Here is a 14,530-nt window from a genome sequence, read left to right on the forward strand (position 1 = left end):
TCTATCACTACGCATTACTAAAACGATATAGTTGGCGTAGTTTGCCTGCCCGCACCCGAATGGTCCAGAACCTCATGGGACCGTTCGGCACCAGTGCCTCCAGAAGGAATGCGATGACCCGCCTCACCACCCCGCTGCGCTTCGGCGCGAACTACACGCCCGCCACCGACTGGATGCATGCGTGGATGGAACTAAACCTCGACGACGTACGGCGCGACTTCGCGGGGCTGGCTGAGATCGGCCTTGACCATGTGCGCGTCATGCCCCTGTGGACGCTGCTCCAGCCAAACCGCACACTGATCAGGGAAAAGGCACTTGCTGACGTCCGCGCCGTGGTGGATGTTGCCGCCGAGTTTGGCATGGATGCGAGCGTCGATGTCATCCAGGGGCACCTGTCCAGCTTCGACTTCGTCCCCCCGTGGCTGCAAACCTGGCACAACAAGAACATGTTTACCCACCCGGAGGCCCTCAGCGGCCAGGTGGATCTGGTGACCCGGCTCGGCGAACATCTGGGTAACGCCCCGAACTTCCTCGGCTTCACACTGGGCAACGAGACAAACCAGTTCTCGGCGCAGAACCATCCCTCGCCGTGGCCGGTGACCCCGGATGAGGCCGCCAACTGGATCACCACACTGCTCGAGGCGGCCCAGGCGGCCGCGCCGAACCAGGGGCACGTGCACAGCGAGTACGACGCCGCCTGGTACATGGACGGGCACGGCTTCACCCCCGTGCACGCCTCAAGGCTGGGCGCCATGAGCACCGTGCACTCGTGGATCTTCAACGGCACCGCGCAGCGGTACGGTGGCCGCTCCATCGCCTCCGATCGCCACGCCGAATACATGATCGAACTCGCCCGCGGCTTCGCCACGGATCCGAACCGTGCGATCTGGCTGCAGGAGGTCGGGGCGCCGTCGAACTGCCTCACCCCGGAAGAGACGCCTGACTTCCTGGAAGCAACCCTGCGCTCCGCAGCGCGGACCGATAACCTCTGGGGCGTCACCTGGTGGTGCTCGCACGACGTCAGCCGCAAGATGGCGGACTTCCCCGAGCTCGAGTACACGCTCGGACTCGTGGACCAGGACAACAGCATCAAGCCAATCGGGCGCCGCTTCGCCGAGCTCATCCCCGAACTGCGCGAACGCAGGACCCTGCCAACACGCCCGCTTGGAATTGTGGTTGAAGTGGATGAGAACGAGACACCGGTCAGCCGAGGCGCGATGAGTCCCGGTGGTGCAATCTTCCAGGCGTGGGTGGATGCCTGCACGGCTGGCGCCAACCCGGCCATGGTGACATCCCTTGATGCGCGGCGGCCCGAAGTCCTCGCCGCGCGCGGGATCACCGAACTTCTCAGGCCGGCCGTGACCGGCGGGATCGAGTATTCCTCCCAGAACACGATCGTCTCGCCCTGATCGGGGAATGGCCCGGACAGTGGGGCGCCTCGGATCAGCGCGGCCCCCCACTGCCCTATCTCGTCAGCTTGGGCCGGCTGTGCTCTCGCGGACTGTGAGCTGCGGCAGGGCACCGATCCGATCCGGCAGCACCTGGGCCGCATCGATCTGTTCGCGCAGGAAGTTGGCGGCATCAGCCCCGAGCCCGAAGGTGTCGCGGGTGATGCACGTGATGGAGGGACGTACGAGGCCGGCGACGACCGAGTCGTCGAACGAGGCGATTGAAAGATCCTGCGGTACGGAAAGGCGCATTTCCTGCGCGGCGCGAAGCCCGGCGATCGCCATCATCTCATTGTCAAAGACCACCGCAGTGGGCCGCTCCGCCCGGCTGAGGAGACGACGCATGGTCGACGCCGCCGCCGCGGGCGAGAAATCAGTGGAAATCACTTCACCGCTGACGCCCTGCCCGCTCAGGGCCGCGAGGACATCCATGCGCATCCGTGTGTGCTGAAACTCAGCCGGGCCCGCCACGAAGGCGATCGAGCGGTGGCCCAGGGTGGCCAGATAGTCGAAGAGGGTGTGGGCCACCTGGCTGTCATCAAGGAGGATTGTGGCGGGTTGCCCGGGCTCGGACGTGTGGCTTCCGATGACGACGGCGGGCAGTTCCATCTCCCGCAGGGCGGTGAGCCGGGGGTCCTCATCGCGCGGATCGATCACGATCACGCCGTCGACCTGGTGGGCACCACGCCAGTGGCGGTAGGTGCCCACCTCTTCCTCGATCGAGCTGACGAGCACCACATGGATCGCGATGCGGTATTCGGCCAGAACCGACTGCATACCGGCGATGAGGTCCGTGAAGAAAGCCTGCGTGCCCAGTGTGCTGGCCGAGCGGTTCACGGCGAAGCCGATCACGCCAGCCCGCGAACCGACAAGCGCGCGGGCGGCGGAGCTGGGCACCCACTGATGCTCCGCGGCGATGCTGAGGATGCGCCGGCGGGTCTGCTCGCTGACGCCGGGCCGGCCGTTCAGGGCGAATGACACCGCACCTGGAGAAACTCCGGCCAGCTTTGCGATGTCCGTGATGGTCACGCGTTTCATTTTAGGCCTTCCCTGGTCCTCACTTGCTGAGGTAGATTCAGCCTCTTGCTCCACGGCTTTGCAATTCTTCTGCATTGGGAGCCGGAACGATGAATACCTCTGCCAGGCGCTGCTCGAGCACACGACACCACAATATCCGATGCGCCGGATGGCCCAATCCGGCCTGCCGAGGGCGGCGTCCAACCCTCGCCAACAGCGGCAAAATTTTCGGGGGCCACGCCCGCGAGGGCCCCGTTCCAGGAAGGAGATTGGGGAGCGGGCCGGGACTACTGCGGGTTAGACTACTGCGGGCTAGTTCGCGGGAAGGGCCGGTCAGCGCTGCGGGCGCCAGACGACGACGGCCTGGCTGCGTGGGCGCGGACGCTGGCCGCGGGCCAGGGCAACGATGTCGCCGCCGGTCAGACCGGCAGCAAAAACACGGTTGCCCGAACGGGGAGGCCTCGACTGCATCTCCGCCGTCACGGCCTCGAGCTGTTCGTTGAGTTCAAGCACCTTCGAGCGCAGCAACTCGACCTGGTTTTCCAGTTGCATGATGCGCCGGATGCCCTCCAGCGACACCCCCGACTGGGACAGCCGCTGCACCTCGCGGAGCATGTCCACATCGTGCTGGGAGTAGCGCCGCGCCCTGCCCGGAGCCCTTGTTGGCATGACAATGCCCAAACGGTCGTACTGGCGCAGCGTCTGCGGATGCATGTCCGCCAACTTGGCGGCCACGGAGATCACAAAGATAGGCGCGTACGGGTCAACATTCATGGTGACCTCCTTTCCAGGCAGAACAATGGGGCCCGGAACGCGAGTCCCCGGCCCCAAGGTGCCGGGGACTTGCGAGCTCCGGGAGAGCCGGGATTACAGTTTGGCTTTGTCTTTCAGCGCCTCGCGGGGGTTGCCGTCGGCGGTGGTCGCCGCAAACGCGCGCACAGCCTCCTCGGCTTCCTTGCTGAGCTTCTGCGGAACTGCCACGTCAATCGTGACCAGCAGGTCGCCGTCGCCCTTCTTGCTCTTCACTCCGGCACCCTTGACGCGCAAGGTCCGCCCCGACGGAGTACCCGCGGGAACCCTGACCCGCACGGTGTCACCTGTCAGCGTGGGGACGCTGATGTCGGCGCCGAGTGCGGCCTCGGGGAACGTCACGGGGACGTGGATGCGGATGTCGTTGCCGTCGCGGACGAAGAAGCCGTGCGGCTTGACGTTCACGGTGACCATCAAGTCGCCGGGGCCCGCAGCACCAGGCTGGCCCTTGCCCTTGACACGGACCTTTTGCCCGTCCTTGATGCCGGCGGGAATCCGCACGTCGATCGTGTCGCCATTGGGTTCACGAAGCACAATCTTGGTTCCGTGGATGGAGCCGGCAAAGGAAATGCTGGTGCTCGCTGTGCGATCGGCACCCCTGGTCGGTGTTGGCCTGAAGCCGCCTCCGCCGCCAAAGCCACCGCCGCCACCTCCGAAGAGGTCTGCGAACTCCGGTGGCAGGCCGCCGGAGCCGCCGCCGAACCCTTGATTGCCGCGGGTGGCTCCGCGGCCGCCGCCGAAGAGGTCACCGAAGACGTCCTCGAAGCCGCCGCCGCCGTTGTGTCCGCCGCCACCGGCACTGAAACGGGCGCCGCCGCCCATGGCCCTGATGGCGTCGTACTGCTCGCGGTCTTCCTTGTTGGAGAGCACCGAGTACGCTTCGGAGACGTCCTTGAAAATCTTTTCCGCGGCGGGATCACCAGAGTTGGTGTCCGGGTGGTGCTTCCGTGCCAACTTCCGGTATGCCTTTTTGATGTCGGCGTCCGATGCATCTTTGGCCACACCGAGAATTTTGTAGAAGTCCTTTTCTGCCCAGTCCTGACTTGCCAAGACGCCTCCCTTCTAAAAGTTTGTAGGAACTGCTGTTGGGCCTCCGCGCCCAAGGGACCCCGGGCTGAATCCGCGCCAGCGGATTCAGCCCGGGAGGGCGTCGGGCGCCCGAGGATTATATTTCCGGTACTGCCACGATCACCTGAGCGGCGCGCAGAATGCGCTCACCGGACTTGTAACCGTTGCGCAGGACCTGGCTGACGGTGTCAACCTCGATATCGGCGCCGGGCTGCTGGATCAGTGCCTCGTGGACAGTGGGGTCGAATGGGACGCCAACGGCGTCAATCTTCACCAAGCCATAGGTGCTCAACACTGTTTCCAACTTCGTGGCGATGGCCGCAAACGGGCCATCGACCAGGTCGCCGTGGGCGCGTGCCGCGTCGATGTCGTCCATGACTGGCAGCACCGAGTTCAGCACGCCGATGACTGCCATCTGGCCGGCAACTGCCCGGTCGCGCTCAACGCGCTTGCGGTAGTTGACGTACTCGGCCTGCAAACGGAGAAGATCGTTCTTCAGCTCCGCAGCCTCATCACTGGCACTCGGCGCCACGGCCTCCTCGGCCGGAACCTCAACACCGTTGAGGATCTCTTCGGCCTGGGACAGTGCGTCGCCTTCGGGGGCTCCGTTTTCGGGAACCTCTTCGGGGTTTACGGACTCAGCCATGGTTACTTCTTTTCGTCTTCGTCGATGATCTCGGCGTCAACAATGTCCTCGTCAGCGCCAGCCTCCGATGGTGCACCCTCCGAGGAGGCACCGGCGTCGGCCGTTGCACCCTCAGCCTGAGCGGCGGCGTAGATGGCCTCACCCAAGGATGACTGCGAAGCCTGCAGCTTCTCAAACGCGGTCTTTACGGCTGCGTCATCGTCGCCGGCCAGGGCGGTCTTGAGCGCGGTGACGTCTTCCTTGACCGGGTTCTTGACCTCGTCGGAGAGCTTGTCATCGTTATCGGCAAGAACCTTGTCCACCGAGTAGTGCAGCTGCTCTGCGGAGTTGCGCAGATCGGCTGCCTCGCGGCGTTCCTTGTCCTCTGCAGCATGCTCTTCGGCTTCGCGGACCATGCGCTCAATGTCATCCTTGGACAGCGAGGAGCCGCCCGTGATGGTCATTGACTGCTCAACACCGGTGCCCTTGTCCTTGGCGGAGACGTGCACGATGCCGTTGGCGTCGATGTCGAAGGTGACCTCAACCTGCGGGACGCCGCGCGGGGCCGGGGCGATGCCGGTCAGCTCGAACGTGCCCAGCGGCTTGTTGTCGCGGGTGAACTGACGCTCACCCTGGAAGACCTGGATGGCCACCGACGGCTGGTTGTCATCGGCGGTGGTGAAGGTCTCGCTGCGCTTGGTCGGGATGGCCGTGTTGCGCTCGATCAGGTTGGTCATCACCCCACCCTTGGTCTCAATGCCCAGGGACAGCGGCGTGACGTCGATGAGCAGAACGTCCTTGCGCTCACCCTTCAAGACGCCTGCCTGCAGTGCGGCACCAACGGCCACGACCTCATCCGGGTTGACGCCCTTGTTGGGCTCCTTCCCGCCAGCCAATTCCTTGACCAGTTCCACGACGGCCGGCATACGCGTTGAGCCACCGACGAGCACAATGTGATCGATGTCGGAAACCTTGATGCCGGCTTCCTTGATGACGTCGTTGAACGGCTTCTTGGTGCGCTCGAGCAAGTCCTTGGTCAGGTCCTGGAGCTTGGCACGGGTCAGCTGCTCGTCTAGGTGCACCGGACCATCAGCGGTCACCGAGAGGTACTGCAGTGAGATGTTGGTGCTGGAGGAGGAGGAGAGTTCCTTCTTGGCCTGTTCAGCAGATTCCTTCAGGCGCTGCAGGGCGATCTTGTCCTTGGACAGGTCAATACCCTTGACCTTGAGCTGGTTCAGCAGGAAGTCAACGATCCTCTGGTCCCAGTCGTCGCCGCCGAGGCGGTTGTCGCCATAGGTTGCGCGAACCTGGATGGTGGAGAATTCGTCTTCATCCTTGCCAACTTCGAGCAGGGAAACGTCGAACGTTCCGCCACCCAAGTCGAAGACCAGGATAAGTTCGTCTTCCTTGCCCTTGTCCAAACCATAGGCCAAGGCAGCGGCTGTGGGCTCGTTGACAATGCGCAGCACGTTCAGGCCGGCAATTTCGCCGGCTTCCTTCGTGGCCTGGCGCTCAGCATCGTTGAAGTAGGCCGGCACGGTGACGACGGCGTCGGTGACCTTTTCGCCAAGGTACGCTTCGGCGTCGTTCTTGAGCTTCATCAGGATGCGAGCGGAAATTTCCTGCGCCGTGTACTTCTTCTCGTCGATGGCGACAGTCCAGTCGGTGCCCATGTGGCGCTTGACGGAGGCGATGGTGCGGTCGATGTTGTTGACTGCCTGGCGCTTGGCGATTTCACCTACGAGGACTTCACCGGACTTGGAGAAGGCAACAACTGACGGGGTGGTGCGGCCGCCTTCGGCGTTGGCGATGACAGTGGGCTCGCCGCCTTCCAGGACGGATACAACAGAGTTGGTGGTTCCGAGGTCAATACCTACAGCACGTGACATAAGTGTGGTTCCCTTTCATGAGCCGCTGCCTAAACTTCTCCACTTCCCCGGTGGGGTGCGGTTTCGCTCAACCAGCGGTATTGAGCGTTCTGCACTCAACTTTACTCAGCCTCGGATCCTTGTCAAGCCAAGTTGAGCGCATCAGACTCAACTTTCACTTTTGGCGAACACGCACGTCGCCGGTCCTCCACAACCCTCCGTCGAGATCCGCTGTCGAAACGGACATCCGCGGGTGATATTTCACCAGCGGATGACCAAATCGTGGTCATGAAGCCGCCGGCGCGCGGCGTCGGGCGTACGCTCCCTTGTATGAGCGAGCAATCCAGCGGGTCCCACCAGGATGTCTACACACACGGCCACAGTGAGAGCGTGCTGCGGTCGCACACATCGCGGACGGCGGAAAACTCCGCGGCGTACCTGGTTCCGCACCTCAGGCACGGGCTCCGGGTCCTTGATGTGGGCGCCGGGCCCGGAACCATCACCACCGATTTCGCCCGGCTGGTGGCACCCGGCGAGGTGCTGGGCCTTGACCGCTCACCCGAGGTTGTCGCCTCCGCCACCGCCCTGGCCGCCGGCGCGCACCTGCAGAACCTCACCTTTGACACTGGCGACATCTACAACCTCGATTTCCCCGCCGATACCTTCGATGTTGTCCACGCCCACCAGGTCCTGCAGCACCTGACCGACCCGGTGAACGCCCTGCAGGAAATGCGGCGTGTGGCCAAGCCAGGTGGCATCGTCGCGGTGCGAGATGCCGACTTTCACGGCATGTTCTGGTACCCGGAACTGCCCGAACTCGATGAATGGATGGCCCTGTACCAGCAGGTCGCCCGGCACAATCAGGCTGAACCGGATGCGGGCCGGCGGCTGGTCCACTGGGCGCGGGCTGCGGGATTCACCGACATCACGCCGTCGAGCGCCAACTGGCTGTACGCGACGGCGGAGCAGCGGGCGTGGCTGTCCGGGGTCTGGGCCGAGCGGACAGTGGGTTCGGCGTTTGCCGAGCAGGCCGTGGCTTACGGATTGGCGGACACCGCGGAACTGGAGCGGATCTCGGCGGGTTGGCGGTCATGGGGCGCATCGGAGGACGGCTGGTTCAGCATGCCCAACGCGGAGATCATCACCCGGGCGTAAACCGGCCCACCAGTCAAGGAGTCCACATGGACAAGAACCGGCGTGAGGCTCCCTGCGGGTGCGCGCTGACGTTCATATCACCCCTGCTTGGATTGGCGGCCTACGCCCTCGTTGCGGCGCTTTGGCTCGTGACCGACAGGCGGCTGGAGCGCGCGCTCCTGAACACGGCAGGCCCGGCGCCGTCCGAAACGTGAACACGACCGTCGGAGGGAAGCATCCGACCCGTAGGCTGGGCGGGTGGAATTTTCTCTTTGGCTCGCCCTTGCCGGCGCCGGCGCCATGATCTCCCTGACCCCCGGTGCAGGCGCCATCAACACCATGTCCAACGCCCTGGCTTCAGGGTTCCGGCGATCCTTCTGGGGCATCCTTGGCCAGCAGCTGGCACTGGTTGTCCACGTCATCATCGTCGCGGCCGGCGTGGGCATCCTCGTCTCCAGTTCGCCGTTCCTGTTCCACCTGATCCGCTACGTTGGCGCCGCCTACCTGGTGTACCTGGGCATCCGGAAGCTGGCCGCCAAGGCCGAGGAGGACGACGGCGGGGATGCACCGGGCGCCGTCGAATCCGGCTTCTCGATGTTCCGCCGCGGCCTGTGGGTGAACCTGCTCAACCCCAAGGCGATTGTCTTCTTCCTGGCGTTCATGCCCCAGTTCATCCGGCCAGATCAGCCGCTGCTGCCGCAGTACATCATCCTGACAGCCACCGTGGTGGTCATCGACATCATCGTCATGTGGTTCATCTTCGCCGCGGGCGCCAAGCAGCTCAAACACCTGACAACCAGCGAGCGCGGGCAGCTGATCCTCAACCGGATCTTCGGCATCCTGTTCATTGCTGTGGGCATCCTGTTGGCGCTGGTGTAGCCGCCCAGCCCCCTTTCGCTGACGCCGATACACTGGTTCAATGACCAACCCCTACCGGATCATTACCGTTTGCACGGGCAATATCTGCCGCTCCCCCATGGCCGAATTCATGTTGGCAAGCGCCGCGCAGGAAGCTGGCCTGGAGGTGGTGGTCGACTCCGCCGGAACAACGGCATGGGAAGTCGGCAACCCGATCGACCCGCGGGCGAAGGCCGTCCTTGCGCGCCACGGCATTGCCGTCAACGGCCACGCCGCCCGCCAGTTCAACTCCAGCTGGTACGCCGAGCGCGACCTCATCCTTGCACTGGACACCGAGCACTATGACGCCCTGCGCGCCCTGGCGCCGGACGCTGCGGGTGCAGCCAAGGTCCGCATGCTGCGCTCCTTCGACCCCGATGCGGCCGGCGGGAGCCCCGAACAACAGGGCATTTACGACCCCTGGTACGGCAACGCCAAGGATTTTGAGGTCAGTTGGGACCTGATCGACGCAGCCATCCCCGGCATTTTGGCGCACGCCCGTGGCTAGGCCCATCATCATCGCCGTTGACGGCCGCTCGGGCGCGGGCAAAACAACCGTCGCGGTGGAGCTGGCGGCGCTGCTCCGACGCCACCGCACCGTGTCGTTGTTCCACCTCGAGGACATTTACCCCGGCTGGGACGGCCTGGCCGGTGGCATCGAACGGTACATCGATTCGGTCCTGCGCCCGCTGCACAAGGGACTTCCCGCCACCTGGACGTCCTGGGATTGGACAGCCGAGAACGACGGCGCCTCCCGGACCACCGAGGCGGCAGAGGTGGTGCTCGTGGAAGGGGTCGGCTCGTCCCATGGCAGGGCTGCCAGCTTCCTCGACGCCGTGATCTGGGTCGATGCGCCTGCCCGGACCCGCAAGCGCCGCGCGCTGGAGCGTGACGGCGACACCTTCGCTCCGTTCTGGGACAGATGGGCCGACCAGGAAGAACGCCTGCTCGGTGAGGACGCCGGCGAGGGAACTGAACATCCGAACGCCAGCAGCGCCGCGGCCGCCCTGGCCGACATCATCGTTGACGGCACCCATGGCGTGGCCAATGCCCCGGAGTTTGTCCTTGATGCACTCACGCAGCACCCTGCCCTCGAACACGTACTGGGCCCGGAACTGGCCAGGCGCCGAGGACTTGAATTTTCCGCCGTCCGCATCGACGGGCTGCCTCCCGCGGAGGAACTTTTCAACACCCTGTATGGCAACAGCGCACATGCCGTGTGGCTCGACAGCTCCATTGCCGAAACTCCCTCAGCGCAGGCAGGCGCTTCCGCAGCCCGGTCACGGTTCTCCATCATGGCCGACGACTCCGGGATATTCGGGCAACTCGCACGCCACGACAACGGCGTGACGACAGTGACCGCCGGACAGGTCACGACCCGCATCCGCGGACCGTTCTTCCGCTGGCTTGATGCGGTGTGGGGCCGCAGGGCCGTCAGGGCCCCTGCGTACTACCCCGGCGACTTCACCCTTGGCTGGCTCGGCTACCTTGGCTACGAACTCAAGGCCGAGACCGGCGGTGCAGCCGCGAAACCTGCATCCCGGGCGGCAAACCAGGCGGCGATCCTGCCCGCCGCGGCGCTGCTGTTTGCTGGCCAAGCAGTGGTGCTCGACCACCAGGAACAGTGCCTGTACGTCCTGACGCTTAGCGCCGCCCACCACCCCAACTCGGGCAATGAAGCGGCGGACTTCCTTGCCACGGTCAGTGCCGCCGTGCGTGCAGCGCAACCCGGGCGTCCGCCATCGGACCCCGGCCGGGAAGGCAGCACCGAAGCCCCCCGGTTCACGGCGCGGGACGGCGAGCGGCGCTACAAGGACATGATCGCGGCGGCGCAGGCCGAAATTCACGACGGGAACTCCTACGAGGTGTGCCTGACCACGCACTTGGAGGCTGACACGCCCGAAAAAGTGGATTCGTGGGCGACGTACAAGGCGTTGCGCAGGCGCAGCCCCGCGCCGTTTGGCGCGTTCATGCGCCTGGAATCCCTGAGCATTTGCAGCACGTCGCCCGAACGTTTCCTGCGGATTGACTCGGCGGGGTTGATGCGCGCGGAGCCGATCAAGGGCACGCGCCGCCGCGACGCCGACCCGGCCATGGACGCCGCACTCAAGGCCGACCTCTCAACGTCCCTGAAGGACCGGGCCGAGAACGTCATGATCGTGGACCTCCTGCGCAACGATCTCTCCCGCTTTGCCCTGCCGCAGTCGCTCACGGTCCCCCGGTTGTTCGCGATCGAAAGTTACGCCACGGTCCACCAAATGGTCAGCACCATCGAGGCGCAGCTGGCCCCAGGCAGTTCGCGCGCCCAGGCCGTGGCCGCGGCCTTCCCCGCAGGCTCCATGACGGGCGCCCCAAAAATCAGCACCATGGCCATCTTGGATGGGCTGGAAGCCGGCCCCCGCGGCATTTACTCCGGCGCCCTGGGCTACTTTTCACTCAACGCCGCCACCGACCTGTCGGTGGTGATCCGCACCCTTGTCCTCCAGGACACGCACGACGGCGGGACGCACCTTTCGCTGGGAATCGGCGGCGCCATCACGGCAGACTCCCAGGACGAGGCCGAATGGCAGGAAATCCAGGCCAAGGCGTTCGGCGTGCTGTCCACCCTGGGATCCGAGTTCCCGGGAAGCTGATATGTGGGTGGGCGGCCTCGCATCCGGGCGCCCTGGCCCCATGTGCGGGGGATTCAGGAGCCATGCGCACCGGCGGGCGCCGGTCCGCAGCCGCTATTGCAGGGTGGCTGTCAGGCGGGCCACGTTGTCCACATAGCGGGCCAGGACGGGCCGGTTGACCCACTGCTGAAGTTTCAGCTCACGCGAAACTGCCCGGTAGCGGTCCTCGACGGCATGCATCTGGCGAACCACGTCGCCGTCGATCATCATGACGGTGACCTCAAGGTTGAGGGAGAAGCTGCGCATGTCCATGTTGGAGGACCCGATCACGGCAACGTCCGAGTCCACAGTGAAGTGCTTTGCGTGCAGGACCAGCGGCTTGGGATACAGGAATATCCGCACGCCGGCCTTCAAGAGCGCCTCATAGTAGGACCGCTGGGCGTGGTGGACAAGGAACTGGTCACCCGATTCCGATACGAAAAGTTCCACCCGGACCCCGCGCTGGGCCGCCGTCGTGATGGCGTAGAGCAGCGAATCGTCGGGCACAAAGTAAGGGCTGGAGATGGTGATGCGCTCTTCCGCCGAGTACAGCAAGGTGTTGAACAGTCGCAGGTTGTTCTCGGTGACGAACCCCGGGCCGCTGGGCACCACCTGGCACAGCGAACCGCCGGAGAAGGAATCCCAGTGGGACGTGGCAAGCTGCGATTCAAGGGTTTCCTCAGTTTCCGAGGACCAGTCGGTGGCAAACATGACGTTCAGGGTGCCCACTATGGGCCCTTCCAGCCGCGACATCAGCTCGACCCACTTTCGGCCAATCTTGCGGTGGTGTTTCTTGCGGTAGGACGGCTCAATGATGTTCTGGGAGCCGGTAAACCCGACCCGCCCGTCAACGATAAGGATCTTGCGATGGTTGCGCAGGTCGGGCCTGCGCCACTGTCCCTTGACCGGCAGCAGCGGCAGCATGCGGCGCCACTGGATCTTGCTGGCCTTGAGCCGGCGGATCATGCCGCGGTAGCCGGGAACCCGCAGGGAACCGATGTGGTCAAAGAGCACGCGCACGCGCACGCCACGTTCGGCCGCGGCTTCCAACTCCGTAAAAAGCCTGTCGGTGCAGCTGTCCGAGCTCATGATGTAAAATTCGGCGTTGACAAATTCGGTGGCGCGGCTGACCTCATCGGCCATGGCGTCAAGGGACTCCTGGTACCCCTGGATCAACTGGACGGTGTTGCCGCCAAGTGCGGGGAAGAAGCCAAGGTTCTGGTTCAGCTCCATGGCGGACTTCACCCAGACCGGCCCTTCGTAGGACCCCACCTGGGAGGCAATGCCCTTGGTTCCCTCCACAATCCGCTGGTTGACGGCGGCCTGCTTTTCACGCCGGTGTCGTGAGAGCCGGAAGTTGCCGAACATGAGGAACAGGACCAGGCCGAGGTACGGAAGGAAGAAGATGCACAGCAGCCATGCCATGGCCGTGGTGGGCCGCCGGTTTCCGGGGATGATGCCGAGCACCACGATGCGGATGGCCAAATCAACGAACAGAACGATGAGGGAAAACCATGCGCCCGTGGGCAGATTAAATGCCGTCCAAATCATCCAGTCTTCCCCTTCCCCCAGGGGCCTTGATCCTCGGCTCCTTATAACTGCGAATGCCACCAGCCTATCCGCCCCAGCGCCAGAGCCCGAGTACTGCCTGCCCCACGAGTGTGACACCGAGGGTGCTGCAGATTCCACCCCCGAAGAAAGCATCCGGCCGCTATGCCGGGCGTATATTCCAACGGGCGAAGGAAAGCACACCATGAGCAGCTCAGGCCGCGCCCATGTCACTATCGACGTCTTTTCCTTGGACCCGCAGAAGCTCCCACAGCAGCCGCTCAAGGGCCTGCGCATCGCGTATGCCGCCAGCGGGGCAGTTGCCATGATCCTTGGCATCAACTTCCTCATCACCGGCGCTATCAAGGTTGCGGTGGGCATCTTCAGCCACTGCATTTCTGCCGGTATGCGTGTGCTCGAGGTGCTGCTGGGCCTGTTCATCATGGTCATCATTTTGGGCGTTATCGGCCTGGTCCGTGCCTTCACCTTTGGCAAGTCAGTCCTGGCCCAGGCGTGGGGATAAGCTCTAAAGCATGACAGTTTTGGTATTTCTGGACCCCGCCCACCCCGCAGGCCGCCTGGCCGACGCCGCATCGCCGGCCATTTTGGCCACCGATCAGGGCGTCACGCGGGGGGACGGCGTTTTTGAGTCCATGCTCGCGATCAACGGGGTCCCACGCAAGATCCAGGCCCACCTGGACCGACTTGCCGTTTCGGCCCAGATCATGGACCTGGCGATTCCCGCCGCCGACCTCTGGCAGGGCGCAATCACGACGGCGCTCACGGCTTACGCCGACACGTCGCCGCAGGCATCAGATGCAGTCGCCTCGGCGCTTGCTGAAGACCAGTGCGTAGTGCGGCTGATCGCCACACGCGGACCCGAGGGCGCCAACGCCCCCACAGCCTGGGTGCAGGTTTCAGCCGTTTCCCCTGCACTGGCCGAGCAGCGCGCCAAGGGGCTGGACGTTCTCCTGCTTGACCGCGGCTACGACAGCGACCTTGCCGCGCGCGCCCCGTGGCTGCTCATGGGTGCCAAGACCCTTTCCTATGCGGTGAACATGGCCGCCCTGCGCCACGCCCACAAGCTGGGCGCCGATGACGTTATCTTCACCAGTGGCGACTCGCTCGTGTTGGAGGGGCCCACGTCGTCCGTTCTGTTGGCACACATATCCGACGACTCGGGCGTCCCCGTCAAGCGGCTCATCACCCCCCACCTTGACACCGGGATCCTGCCCGGCACAACGCAGGGCGCACTTTTTGCCGCGGCGAAGGCTGCAGGATGGGAGCTTGGCTACGGCCCCGTGACCCCCGCGGACCTGCTCGACGCCGACGCCGTGTGGCTCATTTCAAGCATGCGTCTGCTGGCACCAGTGAACACCATCGACGGTGCGGAAATCGGCACCAGGGACATCCGGGAACGGCTCAGCGCAGAACTCTCGGCGCTGCTGGCACAGACCCTCTGAA

14 protein-coding genes are annotated in these 14,530 nt (G+C 64.5%); 8 read left to right on the forward strand and 6 right to left on the reverse strand.

The genetic code is table 11. The features are described from left to right. The first annotated feature begins 113 nt into the window (after window positions 1-113). A complete protein-coding gene (locus AAGW05_RS08140; RefSeq protein WP_411804005.1) occupies window positions 114-1,409 on the forward strand; it encodes a glycoside hydrolase 5 family protein in 1,296 nt (431 codons plus the stop codon). Between the two features lie 63 nt (window positions 1,410-1,472). Here the strand turns inward: AAGW05_RS08140 and AAGW05_RS08145 are convergent, their stop codons facing one another. The 5 genes from AAGW05_RS08145 to dnaK form a co-directional block, all read right to left on the reverse strand. Further along, complete coding sequence (locus tag AAGW05_RS08145; protein WP_411804006.1) at window positions 1,473-2,486, reverse strand: LacI family DNA-binding transcriptional regulator; 1,014 nt, start codon at window positions 2,484-2,486, stop codon at window positions 1,473-1,475. A 312-nt stretch (window positions 2,487-2,798) separates the two neighbouring features. Next, the gene (locus AAGW05_RS08150) at window positions 2,799-3,239 is read right to left on the reverse strand and encodes a heat shock protein transcriptional repressor HspR (RefSeq protein ID WP_411804007.1); all 441 of its coding nucleotides are present in this window, start codon (window positions 3,237-3,239) and stop codon (window positions 2,799-2,801) included. Window positions 3,240-3,332: 93 nt separating this feature from the next. Continuing rightward, window positions 3,333-4,325, reverse strand: coding sequence for a DnaJ C-terminal domain-containing protein (locus tag AAGW05_RS08155; protein WP_411804008.1), 993 nt, complete (start codon window positions 4,323-4,325; stop codon window positions 3,333-3,335). Between the two features lie 115 nt (window positions 4,326-4,440). Continuing rightward, complete coding sequence (locus AAGW05_RS08160) at window positions 4,441-4,989, reverse strand: nucleotide exchange factor GrpE (protein WP_411804009.1); 549 nt, start codon at window positions 4,987-4,989, stop codon at window positions 4,441-4,443. 2 nt (window positions 4,990-4,991) lie between these two features. After that, window positions 4,992-6,857, reverse strand: coding sequence for a molecular chaperone DnaK (gene dnaK, locus AAGW05_RS08165; RefSeq protein ID WP_411804010.1), 1,866 nt, complete (start codon window positions 6,855-6,857; stop codon window positions 4,992-4,994). Between the two features lie 309 nt (window positions 6,858-7,166). Here dnaK and AAGW05_RS08170 point away from each other — a divergent pair, with 309 nt between their 5' ends. From AAGW05_RS08170 to pabB, 5 genes are read left to right on the forward strand one after another with little or no spacing between them, the layout of a single operon-like run. Continuing rightward, window positions 7,167-7,991, forward strand: coding sequence for a methyltransferase domain-containing protein (locus AAGW05_RS08170; RefSeq protein ID WP_411804011.1), 825 nt, complete (start codon window positions 7,167-7,169; stop codon window positions 7,989-7,991). Between the two features lie 26 nt (window positions 7,992-8,017). Beyond that, window positions 8,018-8,185 carry a hypothetical protein gene (locus AAGW05_RS08175; RefSeq protein WP_411804012.1) on the forward strand — a complete coding sequence of 56 codons (168 nt, stop codon included), beginning with the start codon at window positions 8,018-8,020 and terminating at the stop codon, window positions 8,183-8,185. Window positions 8,186-8,228: 43 nt separating this feature from the next. Then, window positions 8,229-8,849 (forward strand): LysE family transporter, encoded by a 621-nt coding sequence (locus AAGW05_RS08180; RefSeq protein ID WP_411804013.1) that lies wholly within the window; start codon window positions 8,229-8,231, stop codon window positions 8,847-8,849. A 40-nt stretch (window positions 8,850-8,889) separates the two neighbouring features. Then, window positions 8,890-9,375: a low molecular weight protein-tyrosine-phosphatase gene (locus AAGW05_RS08185; RefSeq protein ID WP_411804014.1), complete on the forward strand. Its 486-nt coding sequence runs from the start codon at window positions 8,890-8,892 to the stop codon at window positions 9,373-9,375. Continuing rightward, a complete protein-coding gene (gene pabB, locus AAGW05_RS08190; protein WP_411804015.1) occupies window positions 9,368-11,500 on the forward strand; it encodes an aminodeoxychorismate synthase component I in 2,133 nt (710 codons plus the stop codon). The genes AAGW05_RS08185 and pabB overlap by 8 nt, the downstream gene beginning before the upstream one ends. Before the next feature lie 93 nt (window positions 11,501-11,593). Here pabB and cls read toward each other — a convergent pair whose 3' ends face one another. Next, window positions 11,594-13,069, reverse strand: coding sequence for a cardiolipin synthase (cls, locus tag AAGW05_RS08195; RefSeq protein ID WP_411804016.1), 1,476 nt, complete (start codon window positions 13,067-13,069; stop codon window positions 11,594-11,596). A 202-nt stretch (window positions 13,070-13,271) separates the two neighbouring features. On the opposite strand from cls, the gene AAGW05_RS08200 reads away from it, so the two are divergent. Next, window positions 13,272-13,589 (forward strand): hypothetical protein, encoded by a 318-nt coding sequence (locus AAGW05_RS08200; RefSeq protein WP_411804017.1) that lies wholly within the window; start codon window positions 13,272-13,274, stop codon window positions 13,587-13,589. A 10-nt stretch (window positions 13,590-13,599) separates the two neighbouring features. Next, the gene (locus AAGW05_RS08205) at window positions 13,600-14,529 is read left to right on the forward strand and encodes an aminodeoxychorismate lyase (RefSeq protein WP_411804018.1); all 930 of its coding nucleotides are present in this window, start codon (window positions 13,600-13,602) and stop codon (window positions 14,527-14,529) included. Window position 14,530 lies beyond the last annotated feature (1 nt).

It is taken from the genome of Arthrobacter sp. LAPM80 (assembly GCF_046736435.1).
Lineage (GTDB): Bacteria > Actinomycetota > Actinomycetes > Actinomycetales > Micrococcaceae > Specibacter.

Excerpts from the sequence above, each read along its gene's own strand:
- AAGW05_RS08160 (WP_411804009.1), bottom strand. The coding sequence starts at position 4,989 with ATGGCTGAGTCCGTAAACCCCGAAGAGGTTCCCGAAAACGGAGCCCCC.
- AAGW05_RS08145 (WP_411804006.1), bottom strand. The coding sequence starts at position 2,486 with ATGAAACGCGTGACCATCACGGACATCGCAAAGCTGGCCGGAGTTTCT.
- AAGW05_RS08170 (WP_411804011.1), top strand. The coding sequence starts at position 7,167 with ATGAGCGAGCAATCCAGCGGGTCCCACCAGGATGTCTACACACACGGC.
- AAGW05_RS08205 (WP_411804018.1), top strand. The coding sequence starts at position 13,600 with ATGACAGTTTTGGTATTTCTGGACCCCGCCCACCCCGCAGGCCGCCTG.
- cls (WP_411804016.1), bottom strand. The coding sequence starts at position 13,069 with ATGATTTGGACGGCATTTAATCTGCCCACGGGCGCATGGTTTTCCCTC.
- dnaK (WP_411804010.1), bottom strand. The coding sequence starts at position 6,857 with ATGTCACGTGCTGTAGGTATTGACCTCGGAACCACCAACTCTGTTGTA.
- AAGW05_RS08150 (WP_411804007.1), bottom strand. The coding sequence starts at position 3,239 with ATGAATGTTGACCCGTACGCGCCTATCTTTGTGATCTCCGTGGCCGCC.
- AAGW05_RS08185 (WP_411804014.1), top strand. The coding sequence starts at position 8,890 with ATGACCAACCCCTACCGGATCATTACCGTTTGCACGGGCAATATCTGC.
- AAGW05_RS08175 (WP_411804012.1), top strand. The coding sequence starts at position 8,018 with ATGGACAAGAACCGGCGTGAGGCTCCCTGCGGGTGCGCGCTGACGTTC.
- AAGW05_RS08140 (WP_411804005.1), top strand. The coding sequence starts at position 114 with ATGACCCGCCTCACCACCCCGCTGCGCTTCGGCGCGAACTACACGCCC.
- AAGW05_RS08200 (WP_411804017.1), top strand. The coding sequence starts at position 13,272 with ATGAGCAGCTCAGGCCGCGCCCATGTCACTATCGACGTCTTTTCCTTG.